Source organism: Paenibacillus radicibacter (genome assembly GCF_024721995.1).
Classification (GTDB): Bacteria; Bacillota; Bacilli; order Paenibacillales; family NBRC-103111; genus Paenibacillus_AM; species Paenibacillus_AM radicibacter.
Map to the genome: position 1 here is coordinate 917613 of NZ_JANQBC010000001.1, position 17686 is coordinate 935298.

The following is a 17686-nucleotide window of genomic DNA, read 5'->3' on the forward strand; positions in this document are numbered from 1 at the left end:
TTTACAATAGATCCGCAGCAAGCTGTGCGAGGTGTGAACGTTCCCCGCGTTCAAGTGTAATGTGTCCACTGACTTGTTCATTCTTAAAGCGTTCAATGACGTACGTGAGCCCATTGCTTGCCGCATCTAGGTAAGGATGATCAATCTGCCCAGGATCGCCAACAAGTACGATCTTACTGCCTTCACCAACGCGAGAGATGATCGTCTTCACTTCATGCTTGGATAAGTTCTGTGCTTCATCAATAATAATAAATTGCCCCGGGATCGAGCGTCCGCGGATGTAGGTCAACGCCTCCACCTGAATAGAACCAAGCCCTGCTAGGATTTTATCAATATCGCCTGACTTCTTCGTATCGAATAAATACTCCAGATTATCATAGATCGGTTGCATCCATGGGCGCAGCTTCTCATCCTTCTCCCCTGGTAAATAACCGATATCCTTACCCATTGGCACGACTGGCCTTGCAATTAACAATTTCTTATATTTATGCTCATCTTCAACTTTCATCAGTCCAGATGCAAGTGTGAGTAGCGTTTTCCCTGTTCCCGCTTTACCACTCAAGGTGACTAACGGAATATCATCATTTAATAATAGCTCCAGTGCCATTCTTTGTTGTGCATTTCGCGCTGCAATTCCCCAGACAGGCTCATTGCTTAAATACAGCGGCTCGAGTTTCTTACCATCAGCATTCACTTTTAACAGTGCTGATTTAGAAGTGCCTAGCTCATCACGCAGAATGACAAACTCATGCGGGTTAAGCGTATAGCCCAAGTTAAGAGTTGAAACAGATAATTGCCGGAATGAATAGAATTCATCAATCACAGAAGGGTGGACATGAATACTCAAATAACCCATATACATTTCGGAACCATCAACGACCCGGTCTGTTAAATAATCTTCGGCTGTAATGCCCAGAACATCCGCTTTAATACGGACGAGCACATCTTTACTAACGAGAATAACAGGTCTTGGCGCAGGTTTGCTCTGCTCTTCTACATGATAGTTCAGCGCAACCGCTAATATTCGATTATCATTCGTTAGCTCCACGAACAGCTCTTGCATCTTAGCGAATGATTTATGATTGAGTTCCACCTTCACCATTCCACCATTATCGAGCGCTATACCGTCAAATAACCTGCCTTTCGTTCGTAGTCCATCTAGCAGTCGTGATACCGTACGGGCATTACGACCAATTTCGTCCGCCAATCTTTTCTTCGAGTCGATTTCCTCCAACACCACAGCCGGAATTACCACTTCATTATCTTCAAATGCATAAATCGCATTTGGATCTTGAAGTAAGACATTCGTATCGAGCACGTAAATTTTCTCCATGTGAGAGACCTCCCGGAATTAGGCGTTTGGAACTCCATTACCATTACCATGCGATTCGTTGGTAACTTCTATACTCAAGAAAAAAGCCCAGGCAGGAGCGCCTAGGCTTTTTTCATCGCATCAAAAAATACGTTGCATAATTGGTATGGTTGAACTGCGATCATTTCTGTCATATTGCAATACCCTCCTACAAGCAGGAATGAGTTTTACTTATTATATGAACGTTAAGCGATCGTTGCTATGTATGACACCCCACTCGCCAAACATAAACTTTGATCTGCTCCTATACCTATTGTATCGGAAAAGGGTTCAAGTTATGTCGGCAAATAGGGACCTGATTTAACCATCATCAATTATGAATTATATTTAGGATTGGAGTTTATATCGTGCAATAATGCTTCCACGGAAATCCGATCAAACATTTGCTTCTTACTAACGCCTTCATGGACATAGTCCAGCACATACATCGAGTCATCTGTCTGAACAATAGCAAAGTGACTCAAGTTGTGGTCTTCACGTAAGATCGTCTCGAAGAAATCCATCGTCTCACGAGCCGCATTGTCATCTTCGCGCGCCTCAGAGACAACGCGAATTTGCAACCAATTAAAGAGTGCATCTTGAAGCTTCAAGTGGCTTTCCCCCATCCACGTTCATTACTATTTAAGAATGATTCTGTGTTTTGGACGCTTGCTTTTTCTGTCTACCCTCGACAAAGTAGCGAATACGAACAAGAAGCATGAGGAAAATCGCAACAGATAAACAAAGTACAATCGGTAATTTCGCATCGACTTGGAAAATCAACAGCATAAATGCGCCGACCCCCATGAGTACGTACACAATCAGAGCTTTAAGAAGCGGTAGCTTTTTAACACGGAACACTTTGTTATACACGTACGTCATGAATAGATAAATGATGATGAACGTGATATAAAGATGATCCGTAAACCACTCATTTAGCGTATCCATACTTCTACTCCCCTTTTACCCACTGATGGTTAAGACTGCTATGCAATTATGCGTTAGCTTGAGCCATTTTGCGGTGTTTCTCCGCACGCTCACGCTCACTCTTATTAAGGATTTTCTTACGAAGACGAACGGATTTAGGTGTAATTTCACAATACTCATCATCGTTCAAGTACTCAAGAGCTTGCTCCAAAGAATACGCGCGTGGGACTTTCATCTTCACTGTTTCTTCTTTGTTCGCAGAACGAATGTTGTTTACTGCTTTTTCTTTACAAATGTTAACGATAATATCGTTATCACGTGTATGTTCACCTACGATCATACCTTCATAAACTTCAGTTGATGGGTGTACGAACAACACACCACGATCCTCAACAGACAAGATGCCGTATAGAGTGGACATACCTGTATCAGAAGATACAAGAACCCCTTGGTGTCTGCCACCTACGCCAGCGCCTGCATATGGACCATAAGAATCAAATGCATGGTTCATTACACCATAACCGCGAGTAAGTGTTAGCAATTGTGTACGGTAACCGATCAAGCCGCGAGCAGGAATCAAGAATTCAAGACGGATATTACCAGTGCCGTTATTGATCATGTTTACCATTTCAGCTTTACGAGTTCCTAGACTTTCCATAACAGCGCCAACGCTTTCTTCTGGAACGTCAATGATCAGACCCTCGATAGGCTCCATTTTCTTGCCATCAACTTCACGAATGATTACTTCTGGTTTCGACACTTGAAGCTCGAATCCTTCACGACGCATGTTCTCGATCAAGATACCAAGGTGAAGTTCACCACGGCCGGATACGATGAACGCATCTGGAGAATCTGTTTCGTCAACGCGTAAGGATACGTCAGTTTCAAGCTCTTTGAATAGACGCTCACGAATTTTACGGGAAGTAACCCATTTACCTTCGCGGCCAGCGAATGGTGAGTTATTCACTAGGAACGTCATTTGTAGTGTTGGCTCATCGATCTTAAGAACAGGAAGAGCCTCAGGCTTAGTTGGATCTGCAACTGTTTCACCGATATTAATATCTTTAATACCGGAAATCGCAACGATATCCCCTGCTCCAGCTTCTGCAATTTCAAGACGCTTAAGACCTTGGAATCCGAACAATTTCTCAATACGACCTTGCTTCACAGAACCATCACGCTGCATAACAGCAACAGTCTGACCCGCACGGATAATACCACGGTTTACACGACCTACACCAATACGGCCTAGGTATTCGTTGTAATCCATTAGTGTAATAAGCAATTGAAGAGGTTGTTCTGTATCTTCAGTTGGGGATGGGATATGCTCAATAATCGTCTCATATAGAGATTGCATGTTCTCATCTTGTTTGTCTACGTTCATGGAAGAAGTACCTTGAAGCGCAGATGCATACACAACTGGGAAGTCCAATTGATCATCAGTCGCACCAAGCTCGATGAATAGATCTAATACTTCATCTACCACTTTTTCTGGGCTTGCGTTCGGACGGTCAATTTTGTTCACAACTACGATTGGTGTTAGCTTTTGCTCAAGTGCTTTACGAAGTACGAACTTCGTTTGAGGCATTGTACCTTCGAATGCATCGACAACAAGAAGTACGCCGTCAACCATCTTCATAATACGTTCAACTTCACCACCGAAGTCAGCGTGACCAGGTGTATCCACGATATTAATGAGATGATCCTTATAATTAATAGCTGTATTTTTCGCTAAAATGGTAATACCGCGTTCTCTCTCAAGATCGTTGGAATCCATTGCGCGTTCTTGCACGTGCTCATGATCACGGTAAGTTCCTGATTGTTGTAGCAGCTTATCCACTAGCGTCGTTTTTCCGTGGTCAACGTGCGCAATAATGGCAATATTTTTGATCTTATCTCTTGCGTGCATGCTTTCATTCCTCTCTTTTTTCCCACAAAATAAGCGCCGGATTATCCTCCCGACGCTTTCACACTAAACATCATTATACTTCCGGTAACTGCAAAAGGCAAGCTAAACCGGTTATCAATGGAAAGCAATTCTCTTATATTACCATAACCGCGGTTTACGAAAGATCATGTAAACACCTGCAAGTATTAGCAAAATAATAATCATGTAAACGCCGCCCTGAACAAGTAGCGTTAGAACAAACAACCCGACCGACACAAGACCAAGTACAATGGAAGCTGTTAAGAATGAGCGCCCCGTCTGTCGTTCAAACATACTAACCTCATATAAACCCACAGCTATACCAAGTATAAATACCGGCCATAACGAGCTCATCAAACCCCATCCGAACAGTGTACAGATGAAGAATAGAACACCGTACGTCACAAGTGCACCGCCTGGAATTAATACGGTGGGAGGCATGTGCCGACTAAAATATAGCCAGTGAAGCAAAAGCCCAAGTCCGATAACTAAAAGCGGCCACAGATGCACTCCAATAAATGAAAATACGCCTAATTTACCCAGTAGCAAAATAAACGCAACGACTAGGAGTACTACACCTAGTGAATAATTCTTTCTCGCCATCTTAGCTTCCCCCTTCATATTTCAGCCATGCATCTGACGTACAAGCCAAATTAAACAAGCCAAGTTCGACATCATTCTACACATAGTTTAGCCTAATTATCTGTGAATTGCTAGTAAAAACCACCTAAACAAATTGTTTAGGTGGTCGTGCTTGCATCATCATGCTTATGTGACATTTTCTTAATTAAACCGGCCACAATTACGATAAGCGTTGCTCCAATCGGTATAATCCATTCCGGTAAATCATGCAGTACATACATCTGCATCTTCTCATCACTTGCAAACATATCCCCCGCCGTGTAACCAAGAATCGCCGCTCCAAGATACACAAGAATCGGAAAGCGATTGAGCAGCTTCATCACAACGGTACTGCCCCAAATAATGAGTGGGATACTCAGTGTAATACCTAATATAACCATCCCTACATTATTCTGTGCCGTAGCAGCAATCGCCAGTACGTTATCCAAACTCATAACCAAGTCCGCCACAATAATCGTCCAGATCGCTTTCCCCAGAGTTGAGGCGCCGCGAATGTCTGAGTGATCCCCATCATCGATGAGCAGCTTTACAGCAATCCATAGCAAGAACACGGATCCAAGCGCTTGTATGTAGGGGATGCTTAGCACAGTCACCGCTACGAGCGTTAATAATAACCGTAGCGCAATGGCGCCAAATGTCCCCCACCATATTGCTTGTTTGCGCTGTGATACAGGTAAGTTCTTGCAAGCCATTGCGATTACAACAGCATTGTCACCGCTGAGTATGATGTTTATAAGCATGATTTTGAGAAAAAGTATCAGGCTGTCCCATATCATGTGTAACGCCCCCTCACATTTTCATCCTATCCGTCAAATGAATGAATCCGCGATTGCAACTTTTTATAACCATTTAGAATAAATGCGCATGTTCAAGCTCAACAGCTTGTTTTTCACCAGGACGAAGCACAATCGTTTCTGTCTTCTCGATCGCCTCTTCAATCATCGGATTCATAAACTCAAACGTATTCTCGATTCCTTCAAGAACGCGTAAGTTCGGATTCGTTGTTGGCGATTTCGGTAAGAATAGCGTACAGCAATCATCATAAGGCAGAATGGATGTCTCATAAGTGCCAATCTTCTCAGCAATCTTAACAATATCCTTCTTATCCATCATCACAAGTGGCTGCAAGATCGGAATATCGACCACATGTCCAATCGCATGCATACTTGGCAATGTCTGTGATGCCACCTGACCCAGACTTTCACCTGTAACAAGTGCAAGTGCACCATTCTTCTCCGCTAAACGCTGTGCAATACGGTACATCGCACGACGCATGAACGTTACCATAAAGTTTCCTTTATGCGCACTGTTCAGGCTCGTCTGTATATCCGTAAATGGTACAAGATGAAGCTTTACTTCACCTGCATATTCCGAAAGGATCTGTGCCAAGTCGATTACCTTCTGCTTCGCACGATCACTCGTGTATGGATAGCTATGGAAATGAACAGCTTCAATCGTAAGTCCTTTACGAAGCGCCATATACCCAGCAACTGGTGAATCAATACCGCCGGATAATAGCAACATTCCCTTGCCATTCGTACCCAGCGGGAAACCACCTGGACCTTCCTCAACTTGGGAGAAAATAAGTGCTTTCTCTCGTACTTCAATACGTACTTCCAGCTCAGGGTTATGCACGTCCACTTTCAGACCTGGGCAATGATCCAGGATGTATCCACCGATCAGATTGTTCGTTTCATACGTATCATGTGGAAAACGTTTATTCGCTCTGCGTGTAGACACCTTAAATGTCTTCGGCATTTCAGGTAAAGATTGCACCATCGCTAGCGCTTGCTTCTGCATCGCTTCTACATCTAGTTCCGTGGAGTAAGCAGGTGAGAATGAAGTCAAACCGAACACCTTGCTTAGATGCCCCTTCACCTGTTCATACGAAGAACCTAATCCATCAATAAATATACGTCCATAATCAAACGTAATTTCAACTTCACCATAAGGTGATAATACCCGCTTAATATGTTGATAAATACTCGTTTCAAACCGTCTGCGATTACGTCCCTTTAGCATCATCTCGCCGAAACGGACTACAATTGTGTCAGGATAATTCACTACAGTTTTCTCTCCCCTCTAATTCTTGCTGCTCCCTGCAGCCCCTGTACCGTTTGTTGCAACTTCTGCACAAACCCTTTCATTTCATCTATTGAACATGTCTCGGCAAAGGATACCCGTAAACCGCTGCTTGCACGATCCCGGTCATATCCGAGCGCCGTTAAGACGTCACTTGGTTTCAATTCTTCCGAAGAACAAGCGGATTTCGATGAAATGTAATACTGATGTTTCTCCAAGGCGTGAACAACCACTTCCGACTTCATTCCTGGGAAACAGAAATGAACGATGTGAGGCGCCATCTCTGCTTCCTGCTCAGCTCCGGTAAGTATGAGTGCCGGAATATCTCTAATTCCTTCTTTTAATATTTGACGAAGTTCGTATTTATGCTTAATTGCTGCATCCAAATGTTCTGTCGTCATACGAAGCGCTTTCGCCATTCCGACGATTAAAGGTACGTTCTCCGTACCTGAGCGCAACCCTTGTTCCTGACCGCCACCAATAAGTTGCGGCTTAATTAATAAACCTTCACGGCGGAATAGGAAACCTACTCCTTTAGGACCACGGAACTTATGGGCAGATGCTGACATTAAATCGACACCTAGCTCATGGGGCTTTACTTGAAGCTTACCTATACTTTGCACCGCATCGACATGAAAAATAACTTTCGGATACCCCGCCAATATTTTGCCTATCGTATGAATCGGTTGAATGCGTCCCATCTCATTATTCACATGCATAATGCTGACAAGGATCGTCTGATCACATAACGCTTCTTGCAAAGCCTGTACAATAACTTGCCCTGTGTCATCGACAGGTAAGTATGTGACGCGGAAGCCTTCTTTTTCAAGTTCACGAAACACTTCCAGTACTGAGGGGTGCTCAATTTGTGAAGTAATCAAATGGTTACCTCTACCGCGGTGCTGATAGGCAACACCTTTAACAGCCAAATTGTTACTCTCTGTACCCCCTGATGTCAAGACGATCTCAGATGGTTTTACAGCAAGTGTAGATGCAATGAGCTCTTTAGCCTTTATTAATAAGCGCTCTGCTTCTACACCTAATTGATGGAGAGACGAAGGATTCCCATAAAACTTGCGCATAACCTCCGTGATGGAATCAATAACTTCATCATAAGGAGGGGTCGTAGCGGCATGGTCTAGATATAACATAAAAAGACTCGTCCCTTCTATCTATATGTGACAAAAATAAAAATAGCCGCTCCCAATGCAACGGGCTCAGCTTTTTTTCTGACCTACATACGGTAACCTTGTTTATAACCAAGTACTTTGCTAACATAGCCTTGAGTTTCCTTCGGCAAAAATTGCAATTTCTCTTGCAAGTCTTGATTCGTTCGAATACCTAGACGATCCACTCGTCCGGGTCCAGCATTATAGGCAGCGAGCGCCACACCTTCATGGCCATTATACTTATCAAGTAAACCTGATAAATACTTCGTACCACCATGTACATTTTGCACAGGATCAAATGAATCTCTTACACCTAAGCCTTTAGCTGTCTCGTCCATGAGCTGCATAAGTCCCTTAGCACCAGCATGTGATTCACTGTTAGGATTAAACGACGACTCCTGTTTGATAACTGCTCTTACAAGTGCTGAATCAACACCATACTGCTGACTCGCTTGTTCGATCAATGCATCATACGAAGAATCTCCGGAGAATGTTTGTGTATGGTTCGAGCTTGGAATAATGGATGTTGATGAATTCAGACGATCTAATGGGTTATTAAAAGCTTCAGCTTGTACGGATGTATCTTCCGCAGATAGTCCACCCTGTTGTGACATCACAAGCGAAAGCACATTACCAAAAGCATCACTATCACTTGTCGAATTCGTACCTTTATTTGAAGAGAGTAAAGGTGTGCGATCAAGCATTTGCATTTGCAGCAGTTGTTTCATCTTTTGCGGTTCAATTTGGTTCATCTGCCGTCCTCCAAAGCCTAATAATATGTATTATACATGATATTAACGGCATTTGGGAGTCAAAAGATTAGACAAGTGCCATAAACAGGGTCTCAAGAACTAAAAAACGAGCCTGCTCCGTAAGAAAAGCCTGCTCGTTTCTTAAAGTTTCCTGAGGTCTTGCTTTCATTACTTTGCTTTAGCTTTAAAGGTGTGGCAGCAGGTCTTGGCAGCTGAACTCGCATGATCTTGGTGCTCCTCAAATTCAGAAGCAAACTCCGAATCATACTGATTGTTTGCATGTGCATCAATCTCAATCATGATCGACTCTGCATTACAATTATTGCCCTGTCCCCAATAGTGACAGTTCGCAACTGAACATTTAACGATTGGCTTATCCATATTCATCACCTCATTAACAATTTTCCCGTGATGATATGGAGTTATTCTTGAGAATGATTCTTGGTAAAAACTAATTGGCGTATGATTTATGGCGCTTGTTTTACTTCAACTACGACGCTGTCGAACAAGTTGTTGTTAGCGTATACCATCAAACGCCAGATACCGGGTTTGGGTATGTTTAAGCTAGTAATTATAGAATTGTCATGGTCAATTTCAAAAGCGCTACCATAACTAAATCCAGACTTTTCTATTAGAATCAACTCATTCGTCCCCTTACGCACTGCATATACCGGAGATTCACCTCTCAGAATAGATTTATCTCCCCAAAAGAACCACATATACTTATTCGGTTTCCCAGCTATGATTTCATGATCCATAACTCCCATCCGATTTTCTATCCCTCTTAATTGATAAATATTATACTTAAATGTCGGACTAACTTCCCATGAATGTTCTGGAATATCAATGACAACATCTCCAAAATAACGAATTACTCCCTGCTCGTTCTCATCTCCGTACAGCTCTAATTTCCAATGACCACTAAGTGGTAAACCAAAGCTCGTCGTAACCCAAGTTAAATTATCCTCATAACGCTTCACATTAAAACTTGTTTTTATTTCTTGCGTATTACCCGAGCCTTGATGGATAGCTTTTATGAAAAATTGCATATTCTTTAGTGATTCCATCGGTTGGTCCACTATGATCTTATATCCATTAATTTTACCCGCAGGAACATCTCCTCCAGGAAATAAACTAAATACCCGCCCCCCATCCTGCCAATATTCCTGCCTTACATCCCATTCTTTCTTTACCGCTGCGCGATGCTCGATTTCTTTCACTACAAATGGAATAGCAACCGCCATGAGAAAGAATAGGCAACTGATCATCATAGCAGGAATAAACCATCTGTTCACCTTACCTACCTTCACCTTCTCTCCCCTTTTATCCATTTGAATCCGATTGAAGACTGCTTGTTCATGTTCTCTTGTAAAATAATTTTGAGTAAAAGGAGATTGTTTCAGCGATTGTTGCCATTCATTATTACGCTTCGTCATGTTACTCCCCCTCCTTTTCGCTCAATATCATCTGTAACTTCTTCCGTGCACGATGTAATCTTGATTTTACTGTTCCTTCTGAAATACCAAGTACATATGCGATATCTTTCATCGACATCTCATAATGACTTTCTAATAACAATGGCTCGCGAAACTTTATAGGCAGCTGCATGACACATGTCCAAATATGTTTAGTCTCCAATCGGTCAAACAGTTCATGTTCGGCAGAACGTACGGTCTGTGTAGAGAAAATCCAGCCTACAAGCGAGACTTTTCGTAAAAAGAACGATTTCATTACATTCAGACACCGATTACGCGTAATCGTAAGCAACCAGCTCTTGATCGAACATTGTCCCCTATATGTATACAACTTTTCATATACGTTGAGAAACACATCCTGTGAGATGTCATCTGCAAGGTCTTTGCTTTTTGTCATAAAATAAGCGAATCTCCATACATCATCCCCATATTCTCGCATAAGCTCACCAAGTACGGTCGTCGCATCATCTGTATAAGAAAGAGAAGCTAAATAATGGCCCTCCAAATCGATCACCTCAATAATTAGACAATCCAGATCCCCTAAAGTTCCAGAATCTTACGAAAATAAAAAAGAGACGGCATTTGCCATCTCTTCATTCATTATGGATGAGGTTAAATTTTCTCGCCTTGTAAACGGCGCTGTGTCACGTAATCCGTCTCGTAGTAAGCTAACTCCTCGCGGAGCTCTTCGAATATTTTTGATAAATCTATTATTAGATCGCGTGCTTCACGGCAAGGCTTCTTCCGAAACCGAATGGCGTCTTGACCTGTATAGGCATAACGACCATCTTCGGAATAACATTCATTCTTCGGATAGAAAAAGCTGCTTACACATGAGTGGAATACATCATATAGTGCTTTTTCAGCATAATCGGTATTAAATGTTGGACGACGTAGTGCAACCCCCAACTTCTCATATGATACTTCACAGAATACTAGTAAATGACGAGTATCTTGCAAGTAATTGCGATAGAATTCATCCATTGCTGGATCATTTTCAACATTTAGCTGCGAAAGCGAGTGATGGTTAAGGAACTGTTCCATCTTATCAATGGAATCCTTCAATCTAGCACGACTTGATTCGCAAATGTTCTTAACGTTAAACATTGCCACTGCAGCAAGACCTCCTCCGTCTCATTCCAACACGAAAAATTTACGATAAAATTTCACTTCTATCCTACCACAATTTCTCAATAAAAGTAATATCCAAACATAAGGCAAGTGAATAGAAAACCGCATAAAATCGACCTCTTCTTCGAACTCTAACGAGAGGATGAATTACGTACAACTAGAGGAGGCACTACTACCTTGATGCGCCGCAAATTATTGACTTACAGTGTCACGTTACTCCTAAGCTCCCTACTTATTTCGTGTATCAACAATAACCCTCGTTCCAATTTACACGAATCGCAAGTTGTTCCTTCCGCTGAACAAGAGGTCGCCATGAAACATGCCCTTGTTGCACAAGATATTAAAGTAACAGAGGAACTGTGTCGAAGCAGCTGTCAACTTGACCTACAAGCGCTTCTTACTGAAAGCAAGCCAACTCTAACGGATTGGCAACAGAAGCATCCGCATATTCAATATATGATCTGGGAGCAGCTTTCAAACCCACAGAATAAACCGCAGACGATTGGACAGCTAAAAGGAGATGCTGTTACGGCCTCCAAACCATTCATTGATGAAGCGAAAAAACAACTCAGTGCGAGTACTTCCAAATCTTATATGTCAAAAGAGTTCAAAGTAGGCGACTCATCTTACTTTGTCCTTGGTGAGCGATCTCAAGAAACACAATTACAAGTCATTGCGGTTGTGAATCAGCGTATCCTTACGAAAGTGGCTGACCATCAACATAAGAATATGCGGTTAGAACCTTTTCCAAATACGAATCGCGTGCATATGAAGACTGTTGAGTCAGGAACACATCTACCTAAACGCGTCGTAACCCCTGAAGATAATGAAGGGACAAGCCACTACGAAACCCACGAAGTTGTCGTTAAGTTCCATCGTCGTCCCACAAAGTCTGAACTGAACCAGATTCTTAAAGAGACTGATGGTAAGATCACCCAACATGTGAATGGAACTTATGTATTCAAGTCGCGCCGTATTGTGGCAAAAGATCTGGTGAAATACTTCCATAAATGGAATGTTGCTTATGCAGAGCCGCATTTCTTCTATGTAACGAATACGCTGCACTATAATCGCCCGCAAATTCGTCAGACGGATGAAAGTGTATACTTTGGCCCTCCATATCCCTACCGCCCAGTACAAGGGCAAGGTAGTTCCATGCCAGCAGCGAATACACCTGCATTAATTGAACCTAATGACGTCCTGTATGATCGTTACCAGTGGAACTTGAAACAAATTGGATCAGAAGCAGGCTGGCAAGCCGAGCGGGGCGGTAATAACACTACGATTGTTGCAGTCATCGATACAGGGGTTGATCTTACACACCCTGACTTACAAGCTCATCTGATAAACGGATACAACCTCGTTGACCCTACGACGACGCCAAATGATGATGTAGGTCATGGCACTCATGTATCAGGGGTTGTCGGAGCTGTTGTAAACAATCGTCTTGGTGTTGCAGGGATGGTGTGGAATAATTCACTAATGCCGATCAAAGCCCTCGATCAAACAGGAGCAGGCAGTACGTATACGGTTGCACAAGGTATTATCTGGGCGGTGGATCATGGTGCGAAAGTGATTAACATGAGTCTGGGCAACTATGCGCCATCCGAATTTTTGCACGATGCCATCAAGTACGCGTATGAGCGCGATGTTGTACTTGTAGCAGCTAGCGGGAATGACAATACGGGTCGCCCTTCCTACCCTGCTTATTACCCCGAGGTGTTCGCAGTTGCTGCGACGGACATCAATCGTAATCGAGCACCATTCTCTAATTACGGGGATTATGTTGATGTAGCTGCTCCTGGGGTTAGTATTGCTTCAACGTATCCTCCACACCAGTATGCGGCATTGTCAGGTACATCAATGGCAAGCCCACATGTGGCAGCATTAGCAGCTATGATACGCTCCATTAATCCTGCCCTTCACAATATTGAAGTCATGGATATGATACGAAGCACCGCACAAGACTTAGGTGTAGCAGGTCGAGATCCGCTTTACGGGCATGGAATAATTGATGTCGCCAAAGCAGTAAGAGCCGCTCAAATGTCGGTTAAATAATTTTCAATTCACATATAAAATAAAAACAACCTCATCCATCACATATTGTGAAGATGGGGTTGTTTGTTGTTGAACATGATTGACAGGAACACCGTTCTCATTTAACAGCCTTAGCGTATTCCGTCGACTTCGTACCTGCTTGACGACCGAAAATAATGATTTCAGCCACCGAGTTACCGCCAATCCGATTTTGACCGTGTAAGCCTCCTGTTACTTCACCAGCTGCATAAAGACCAGGGATCGGTTTCCCGCTCTTATCCAATACTTCTGTATTCGTATTGATTCTTACACCACCCATCGTATAGTGGATACCTGGTCCGATTTTAATTGCATAGTATGGAGCTGTTGCTAGATCATGTTCCATTCCTGTCGCTCTTCCGAATTCTGCATCTTTTTTGTTATTAACAGCACTGTTCCAGCCATCTAACGTCTTCTTGAGTTCATCAGCAGGAACACCTATTTCTTTTGCCAACGCTTCTGCCGAATCCGCTGTTTTCACAAAACCCATCTTGTTATATTGCTCAACTGCTTTGGCCCGAGAACGAACACCAGAATCGAATACAAGCCAAGCGGATTTATCTTTAACTTTATTAATGGCTGCCGTTACGGTATCACGTGTTGCCATCTCATTCGTGAACCGTTTGCCATCACTCGTTACAAGAATGGACCCTTCCCCACGAAGCGCTTCCCCAATGAGGTAAGACTGTTCTTGTTGTACCGTCGGATGAACTTGGATTTGATCAAGATCGACTGTTGTACCACCCATCTTTTCAATCATGTTAATACCATCGCCTGTACTGCCCTTCTGGTTTGTCGTCACCAAGCCCTTTAAGTCTGGGCGGACTTTCGCAATCATGTCCATATTCGCGCCGAATCCTCCGGATGTAATGATGACAGACTTGGCTGAAATGGTTTTATCCGTATTTTCACTAAAGCTAACTTTAACACCAGTGGCTTTGCCGTCTTTACTCGTAATTTCTTTTACATTCGCATTCACGAAAAGCGGGATTCCCTTTTCTTGCACATTTTTTACTAAGCCATTTACAAGATACTGCCCAACAGCTGAACCGTCTGCAGGACGATGCGTACGCTTCTCCTTCATACCGCCTGTGATCGTAATATTACTTAGGGTAATACCAATGGAGTCTAACCAATCAATTGCTGCCGCGGAGTTATCGACAAAATAACGTAGCATTTCCTTGTCATTCGTATCATGCCCGCCCTTTAACGTCTCTTCATAGAATAAATCGTTCTTATCTTGTATGCCTTGCTGTTTTTGAAACTTCGTCTCTGAAGCATTCATACCTGAGGACGACTTATTCGTATTTCCGCCTGCTGCCGGCATTTTCTCAAAAATCACGGGATTCATTCCAGCCGCTTTAGCGACAAGCGCAGCTGACATTCCCGCACCGCCTGAACCTACAATGACAATGTCATAGCTGTCCTTTAGCTCACCAATCGGGGTATAAGTCGCCTTCGATGCGCCTGATGTACCTTCACTCTCTTCCTTTTTCGGTGCGGGAGTAGCCTCTTCACCCTTCTTAGCCTGATTGCCGCCGCACCCTGCAACTATAAGCATAATGGATAGTAAGACCATCAGCACAATATTCGTTTTCCTCTTCATATGCAAACCCCTCCATACATCTACATTCGTTTATTTTCTTTGTTATTCACCACCTATAGCATCCCATTTTTCCATTATTTTATTATTTAGGCTGATTCTTCTTCATAAACGCAAAAAAACTACCCAAAATTGGGTAGTTCTTCGCGTGCATTGCGGAAAGCTTTCCGTAAGCCGGGTTCTGTACTTCCAGTGGTACGACGGATGCAACTCCTCCCACTATTGAAGTGACAATCATCTATCTAGGCCATACATTGCTATATGGCTCAAGCGACCAACCCGGACGCGCTTCGGGCTAAAGCTGCTAGTCAAGCTAGCTGCGTCCCTCTTAGGTCTTGCTCCAAGTGGGGTTTACCAGGAACGTAGTCACCCACGCTCCTCGTGGTCTCTTACACCACGGTTCCACCCTTGCCTGTTCGCTATAAGCGTCATCGGCGGTCCATTTCTGTGGCACTATCCTTCAACTTGCGCTGACTGGACGTTATCCAGCACCCTGCCCTATGGAGCCCGGACTTTCCTCTCGTTACAGTCTCCTGCAACCAGCGATTGTCTGTCAAACTTTCCGTCTCTAACGATTGATTATACTAGGAATTGACCGATGTTACAACTGAGAATGACTTACAAATGACTTCCCATGCTTCCATTTAAAATAAGTGGGAGCTATTTCACGCATTCTAGACGAACTGGAACACTTCCGTGTTAATGGTTGATGCCGTTACCGTCGTTGTATAACGCTTCTCTGTAAAGCGTTCGCGCATGTACTTCGCAACGGCTTCTTTCATAACCTTCTCGACGTTATGGCCCACGTCGATTATCGTCATTCCATCCGCGAGCGCATCGTGCGCGGAATGGTAGTCAATGTCGCCGGTGACGAGCACATCGGCGCCTGCAAACTTGGCGCTGCGCCAGTACCTCGCGCCAGATCCACCCAGCACCGCCGCCTTGCGCACGGTGCGGGTTAAGTCGCCGACGACGCGAACCGTCGGCACGTCGAACGCTTGCTTCGCAGTACCTGCGAGCTCAGCAAGCGTCACAGGAGCCGGGAGCTTACCTACCCGGCCAAGCCCAAACACTCTCCCCTTGAGATCAAGGGGATATAGATCATAGGCCACCTCTTCATAAGGGTGAGCCTTGAGCATGGCCTGAACCACGCGGCGAGCCGCTGCCTCAGGCACAATCGTCTCCACGCGTACTTCGTCTACGCGTTCGAACTTGCCTTGCGCACCGATGAATGGCTGCGTGCTATCTCCGGGCATAAATGTCCCCTGTCCTTCCGTGTTGAAGGAACAATGGCTATACTGCCCGATATGACCTGCTCCCGCGTTAAATAGCGCACGCTGTACTTCTTCATGGTGTGTCTTCGGCACGAAGACCACCAATTTGTTCAACTTCTCTGTGTGTACATCTTCCAGATGTCCAAGATCTGTTAAACCCAGCTGTCCAGCAAGCAAATCGTTCACACCGCCAGTTGCAACATCCAGATTCGTATGTGCAATATAAACCGCAATATCATGTTTGATGAGCTTCTCATATAAACGCCCCGCCGTCGTATCTGTCCGAAGATGTGCGAGTGCTCGGAAAATAATCGCATGATGCGCAATAATGAGATCCGCTCCTTGGCTGATCGCTTCTTCCACAACTGCTTCTGTTACATCAAGCGCCACGAGAATATGACGGATTTCCTTATTTAGCGTTCCTAACTGCAAGCCGATCTTGTCATCCGGCATGGCATAATGCTTCGGTGCTAGTTCCTCAAATAACTGAATTACAGCTGCACCTTTTGCAAACATGTCAGCACCTCCTGAATTTGATTCATCTCTTGTGTCAGGCTTTCTTTCTTGAGCTTCGCAGATTCTTGCTCAGACTGTCCCATACTTGAACGCACACGATCCATTTTCAACAATTCAGATTGCCATTTATTAACCCATACAGGAGAAGCTTCTGCAACAAGCCACGGCCCTAAGCGCATAAGCATTTCTTTATCAAGACTCACTTCCCCATTCTGCCCGATCACACGCTGTGCATAGAGCTGTCCACGCATACTTTCAAACGCTTCACGATTCTCATCAGACTCATTACGTGTTGCAGTTAAGATCTCATAGATCTTGCCATCCTCTTCAAGAATAGTTTCACCTGTAAGTAACCAACCATTCTCATCTAACCAGCGGCGAACAAAGTCTTCTCCGACATTTGGTTGTAAGATTAACGTACGCACACCTGTAAGCTTATGCTTACCTTCCTCAAGAATGGTGGAAATAAGGCTGCCGCCCATCCCTGCAATTGTGATTGTCTCCACTTCACCAGGCTCAATAACAGCTAAACCATTGCCTAATCGCACGGAAATCTTCTCAGCAAGTCCCGCCATACGCACTTGATTTTGCGCAGCATCACGAGGCCCCTCATTTACTTCCCCCGCCACAGCAAAAGAAATCATGCCCTGCTGAACCAAATATGTTGGCAGCAAAGCATGATCCGAACCAATATCAGCAACTCGAGAGCCTTGTGGCACTCTTTGTGCAATCATTTCTAATCGTTTAGATAATTTAATCAT

General features: G+C 43.9%; 17 protein-coding genes and 1 other RNA gene. 1 reads left to right on the top strand and 17 read right to left on the bottom strand.

Features of this window, described 5'->3' with window-relative positions:
• Position 1: 1 nt before the first annotated feature.
• The 13 genes from NV379_RS04690 to NV379_RS04750 form a co-directional block, all read right to left on the bottom strand.
• Positions 2-1333 carry a PhoH family protein gene (locus NV379_RS04690; RefSeq protein ID WP_258206096.1) on the bottom strand — a complete coding sequence of 444 codons (1332 nt, stop codon included), beginning with the start codon at positions 1331-1333 and terminating at the stop codon, positions 2-4.
• A gap of 353 nt (positions 1334-1686) precedes the next feature.
• Entirely contained in the window at positions 1687-1962 is a 276-nt protein-coding gene (locus NV379_RS04695; protein ID WP_258206097.1) for a hypothetical protein, read from the bottom strand.
• A 31-nt stretch (positions 1963-1993) separates the two neighbouring features.
• Positions 1994-2299 (bottom strand): YlaH-like family protein, encoded by a 306-nt coding sequence (locus tag NV379_RS04700; RefSeq protein ID WP_258206098.1) that lies wholly within the window; start codon positions 2297-2299, stop codon positions 1994-1996.
• 46 nt (positions 2300-2345) lie between these two features.
• A complete protein-coding gene (typA, locus tag NV379_RS04705; protein ID WP_258206099.1) occupies positions 2346-4187 on the bottom strand; it encodes a translational GTPase TypA in 1842 nt (613 codons plus the stop codon).
• Between the two features lie 138 nt (positions 4188-4325).
• Positions 4326-4808 carry a hypothetical protein gene (locus NV379_RS04710; RefSeq protein ID WP_258206100.1) on the bottom strand — a complete coding sequence of 161 codons (483 nt, stop codon included), beginning with the start codon at positions 4806-4808 and terminating at the stop codon, positions 4326-4328.
• A gap of 137 nt (positions 4809-4945) precedes the next feature.
• Positions 4946-5623, bottom strand: a complete 678-nt coding sequence (locus NV379_RS04715) for a TerC family protein (RefSeq protein WP_373426072.1) — start codon at positions 5621-5623, stop codon at positions 4946-4948.
• A 73-nt stretch (positions 5624-5696) separates the two neighbouring features.
• Positions 5697-6911: a tRNA uracil 4-sulfurtransferase ThiI gene (gene thiI, locus NV379_RS04720; protein ID WP_258206101.1), complete on the bottom strand. Its 1215-nt coding sequence runs from the start codon at positions 6909-6911 to the stop codon at positions 5697-5699.
• Entirely contained in the window at positions 6911-8080 is a 1170-nt protein-coding gene (locus tag NV379_RS04725; RefSeq protein ID WP_258206102.1) for a cysteine desulfurase family protein, read from the bottom strand. Before NV379_RS04725 ends, thiI begins: the two co-directional genes overlap by 1 nt.
• Positions 8081-8163: 83 nt before the next feature.
• Positions 8164-8850: a lytic transglycosylase domain-containing protein gene (locus NV379_RS26035; RefSeq protein ID WP_308860240.1), complete on the bottom strand. Its 687-nt coding sequence runs from the start codon at positions 8848-8850 to the stop codon at positions 8164-8166.
• A gap of 168 nt (positions 8851-9018) precedes the next feature.
• Positions 9019-9231 carry a DUF1540 domain-containing protein gene (locus tag NV379_RS04735; RefSeq protein ID WP_258206103.1) on the bottom strand — a complete coding sequence of 71 codons (213 nt, stop codon included), beginning with the start codon at positions 9229-9231 and terminating at the stop codon, positions 9019-9021.
• 86 nt (positions 9232-9317) lie between these two features.
• Positions 9318-10286 (bottom strand): DUF4871 domain-containing protein, encoded by a 969-nt coding sequence (locus NV379_RS04740; protein ID WP_258206104.1) that lies wholly within the window; start codon positions 10284-10286, stop codon positions 9318-9320.
• A 1-nt stretch (position 10287) separates the two neighbouring features.
• Positions 10288-10839 carry an RNA polymerase sigma factor gene (locus tag NV379_RS04745; protein WP_258206105.1) on the bottom strand — a complete coding sequence of 184 codons (552 nt, stop codon included), beginning with the start codon at positions 10837-10839 and terminating at the stop codon, positions 10288-10290.
• 98 nt (positions 10840-10937) lie between these two features.
• Complete coding sequence (locus NV379_RS04750; RefSeq protein ID WP_258206106.1) at positions 10938-11438, bottom strand: YpuI family protein; 501 nt, start codon at positions 11436-11438, stop codon at positions 10938-10940.
• Positions 11439-11636: 198 nt separating this feature from the next.
• Between NV379_RS04750 and NV379_RS04755 the strand changes: the two genes are divergently transcribed.
• Positions 11637-13514, top strand: a complete 1878-nt coding sequence (locus NV379_RS04755) for a S8 family peptidase (protein ID WP_258206107.1) — start codon at positions 11637-11639, stop codon at positions 13512-13514.
• Between the two features lie 97 nt (positions 13515-13611).
• Here the strand turns inward: NV379_RS04755 and NV379_RS04760 are convergent, their stop codons facing one another.
• The 4 genes from NV379_RS04760 to NV379_RS04775 form a co-directional block, all read right to left on the bottom strand.
• Positions 13612-15138 carry a flavocytochrome c gene (locus NV379_RS04760; protein WP_258206108.1) on the bottom strand — a complete coding sequence of 509 codons (1527 nt, stop codon included), beginning with the start codon at positions 15136-15138 and terminating at the stop codon, positions 13612-13614.
• A gap of 152 nt (positions 15139-15290) precedes the next feature.
• Positions 15291-15697, bottom strand: an RNA gene (rnpB, locus tag NV379_RS04765) — RNase P RNA component class A.
• A gap of 112 nt (positions 15698-15809) precedes the next feature.
• On the bottom strand, positions 15810-16925 hold the full coding sequence (locus tag NV379_RS04770) for a Nif3-like dinuclear metal center hexameric protein (protein ID WP_258206109.1): 1116 nt from the start codon (positions 16923-16925) through the stop codon (positions 15810-15812).
• A complete protein-coding gene (locus tag NV379_RS04775; RefSeq protein ID WP_258206110.1) occupies positions 16901-17686 on the bottom strand; it encodes a tRNA (adenine(22)-N(1))-methyltransferase in 786 nt (261 codons plus the stop codon). The genes NV379_RS04770 and NV379_RS04775 overlap by 25 nt, the downstream gene beginning before the upstream one ends.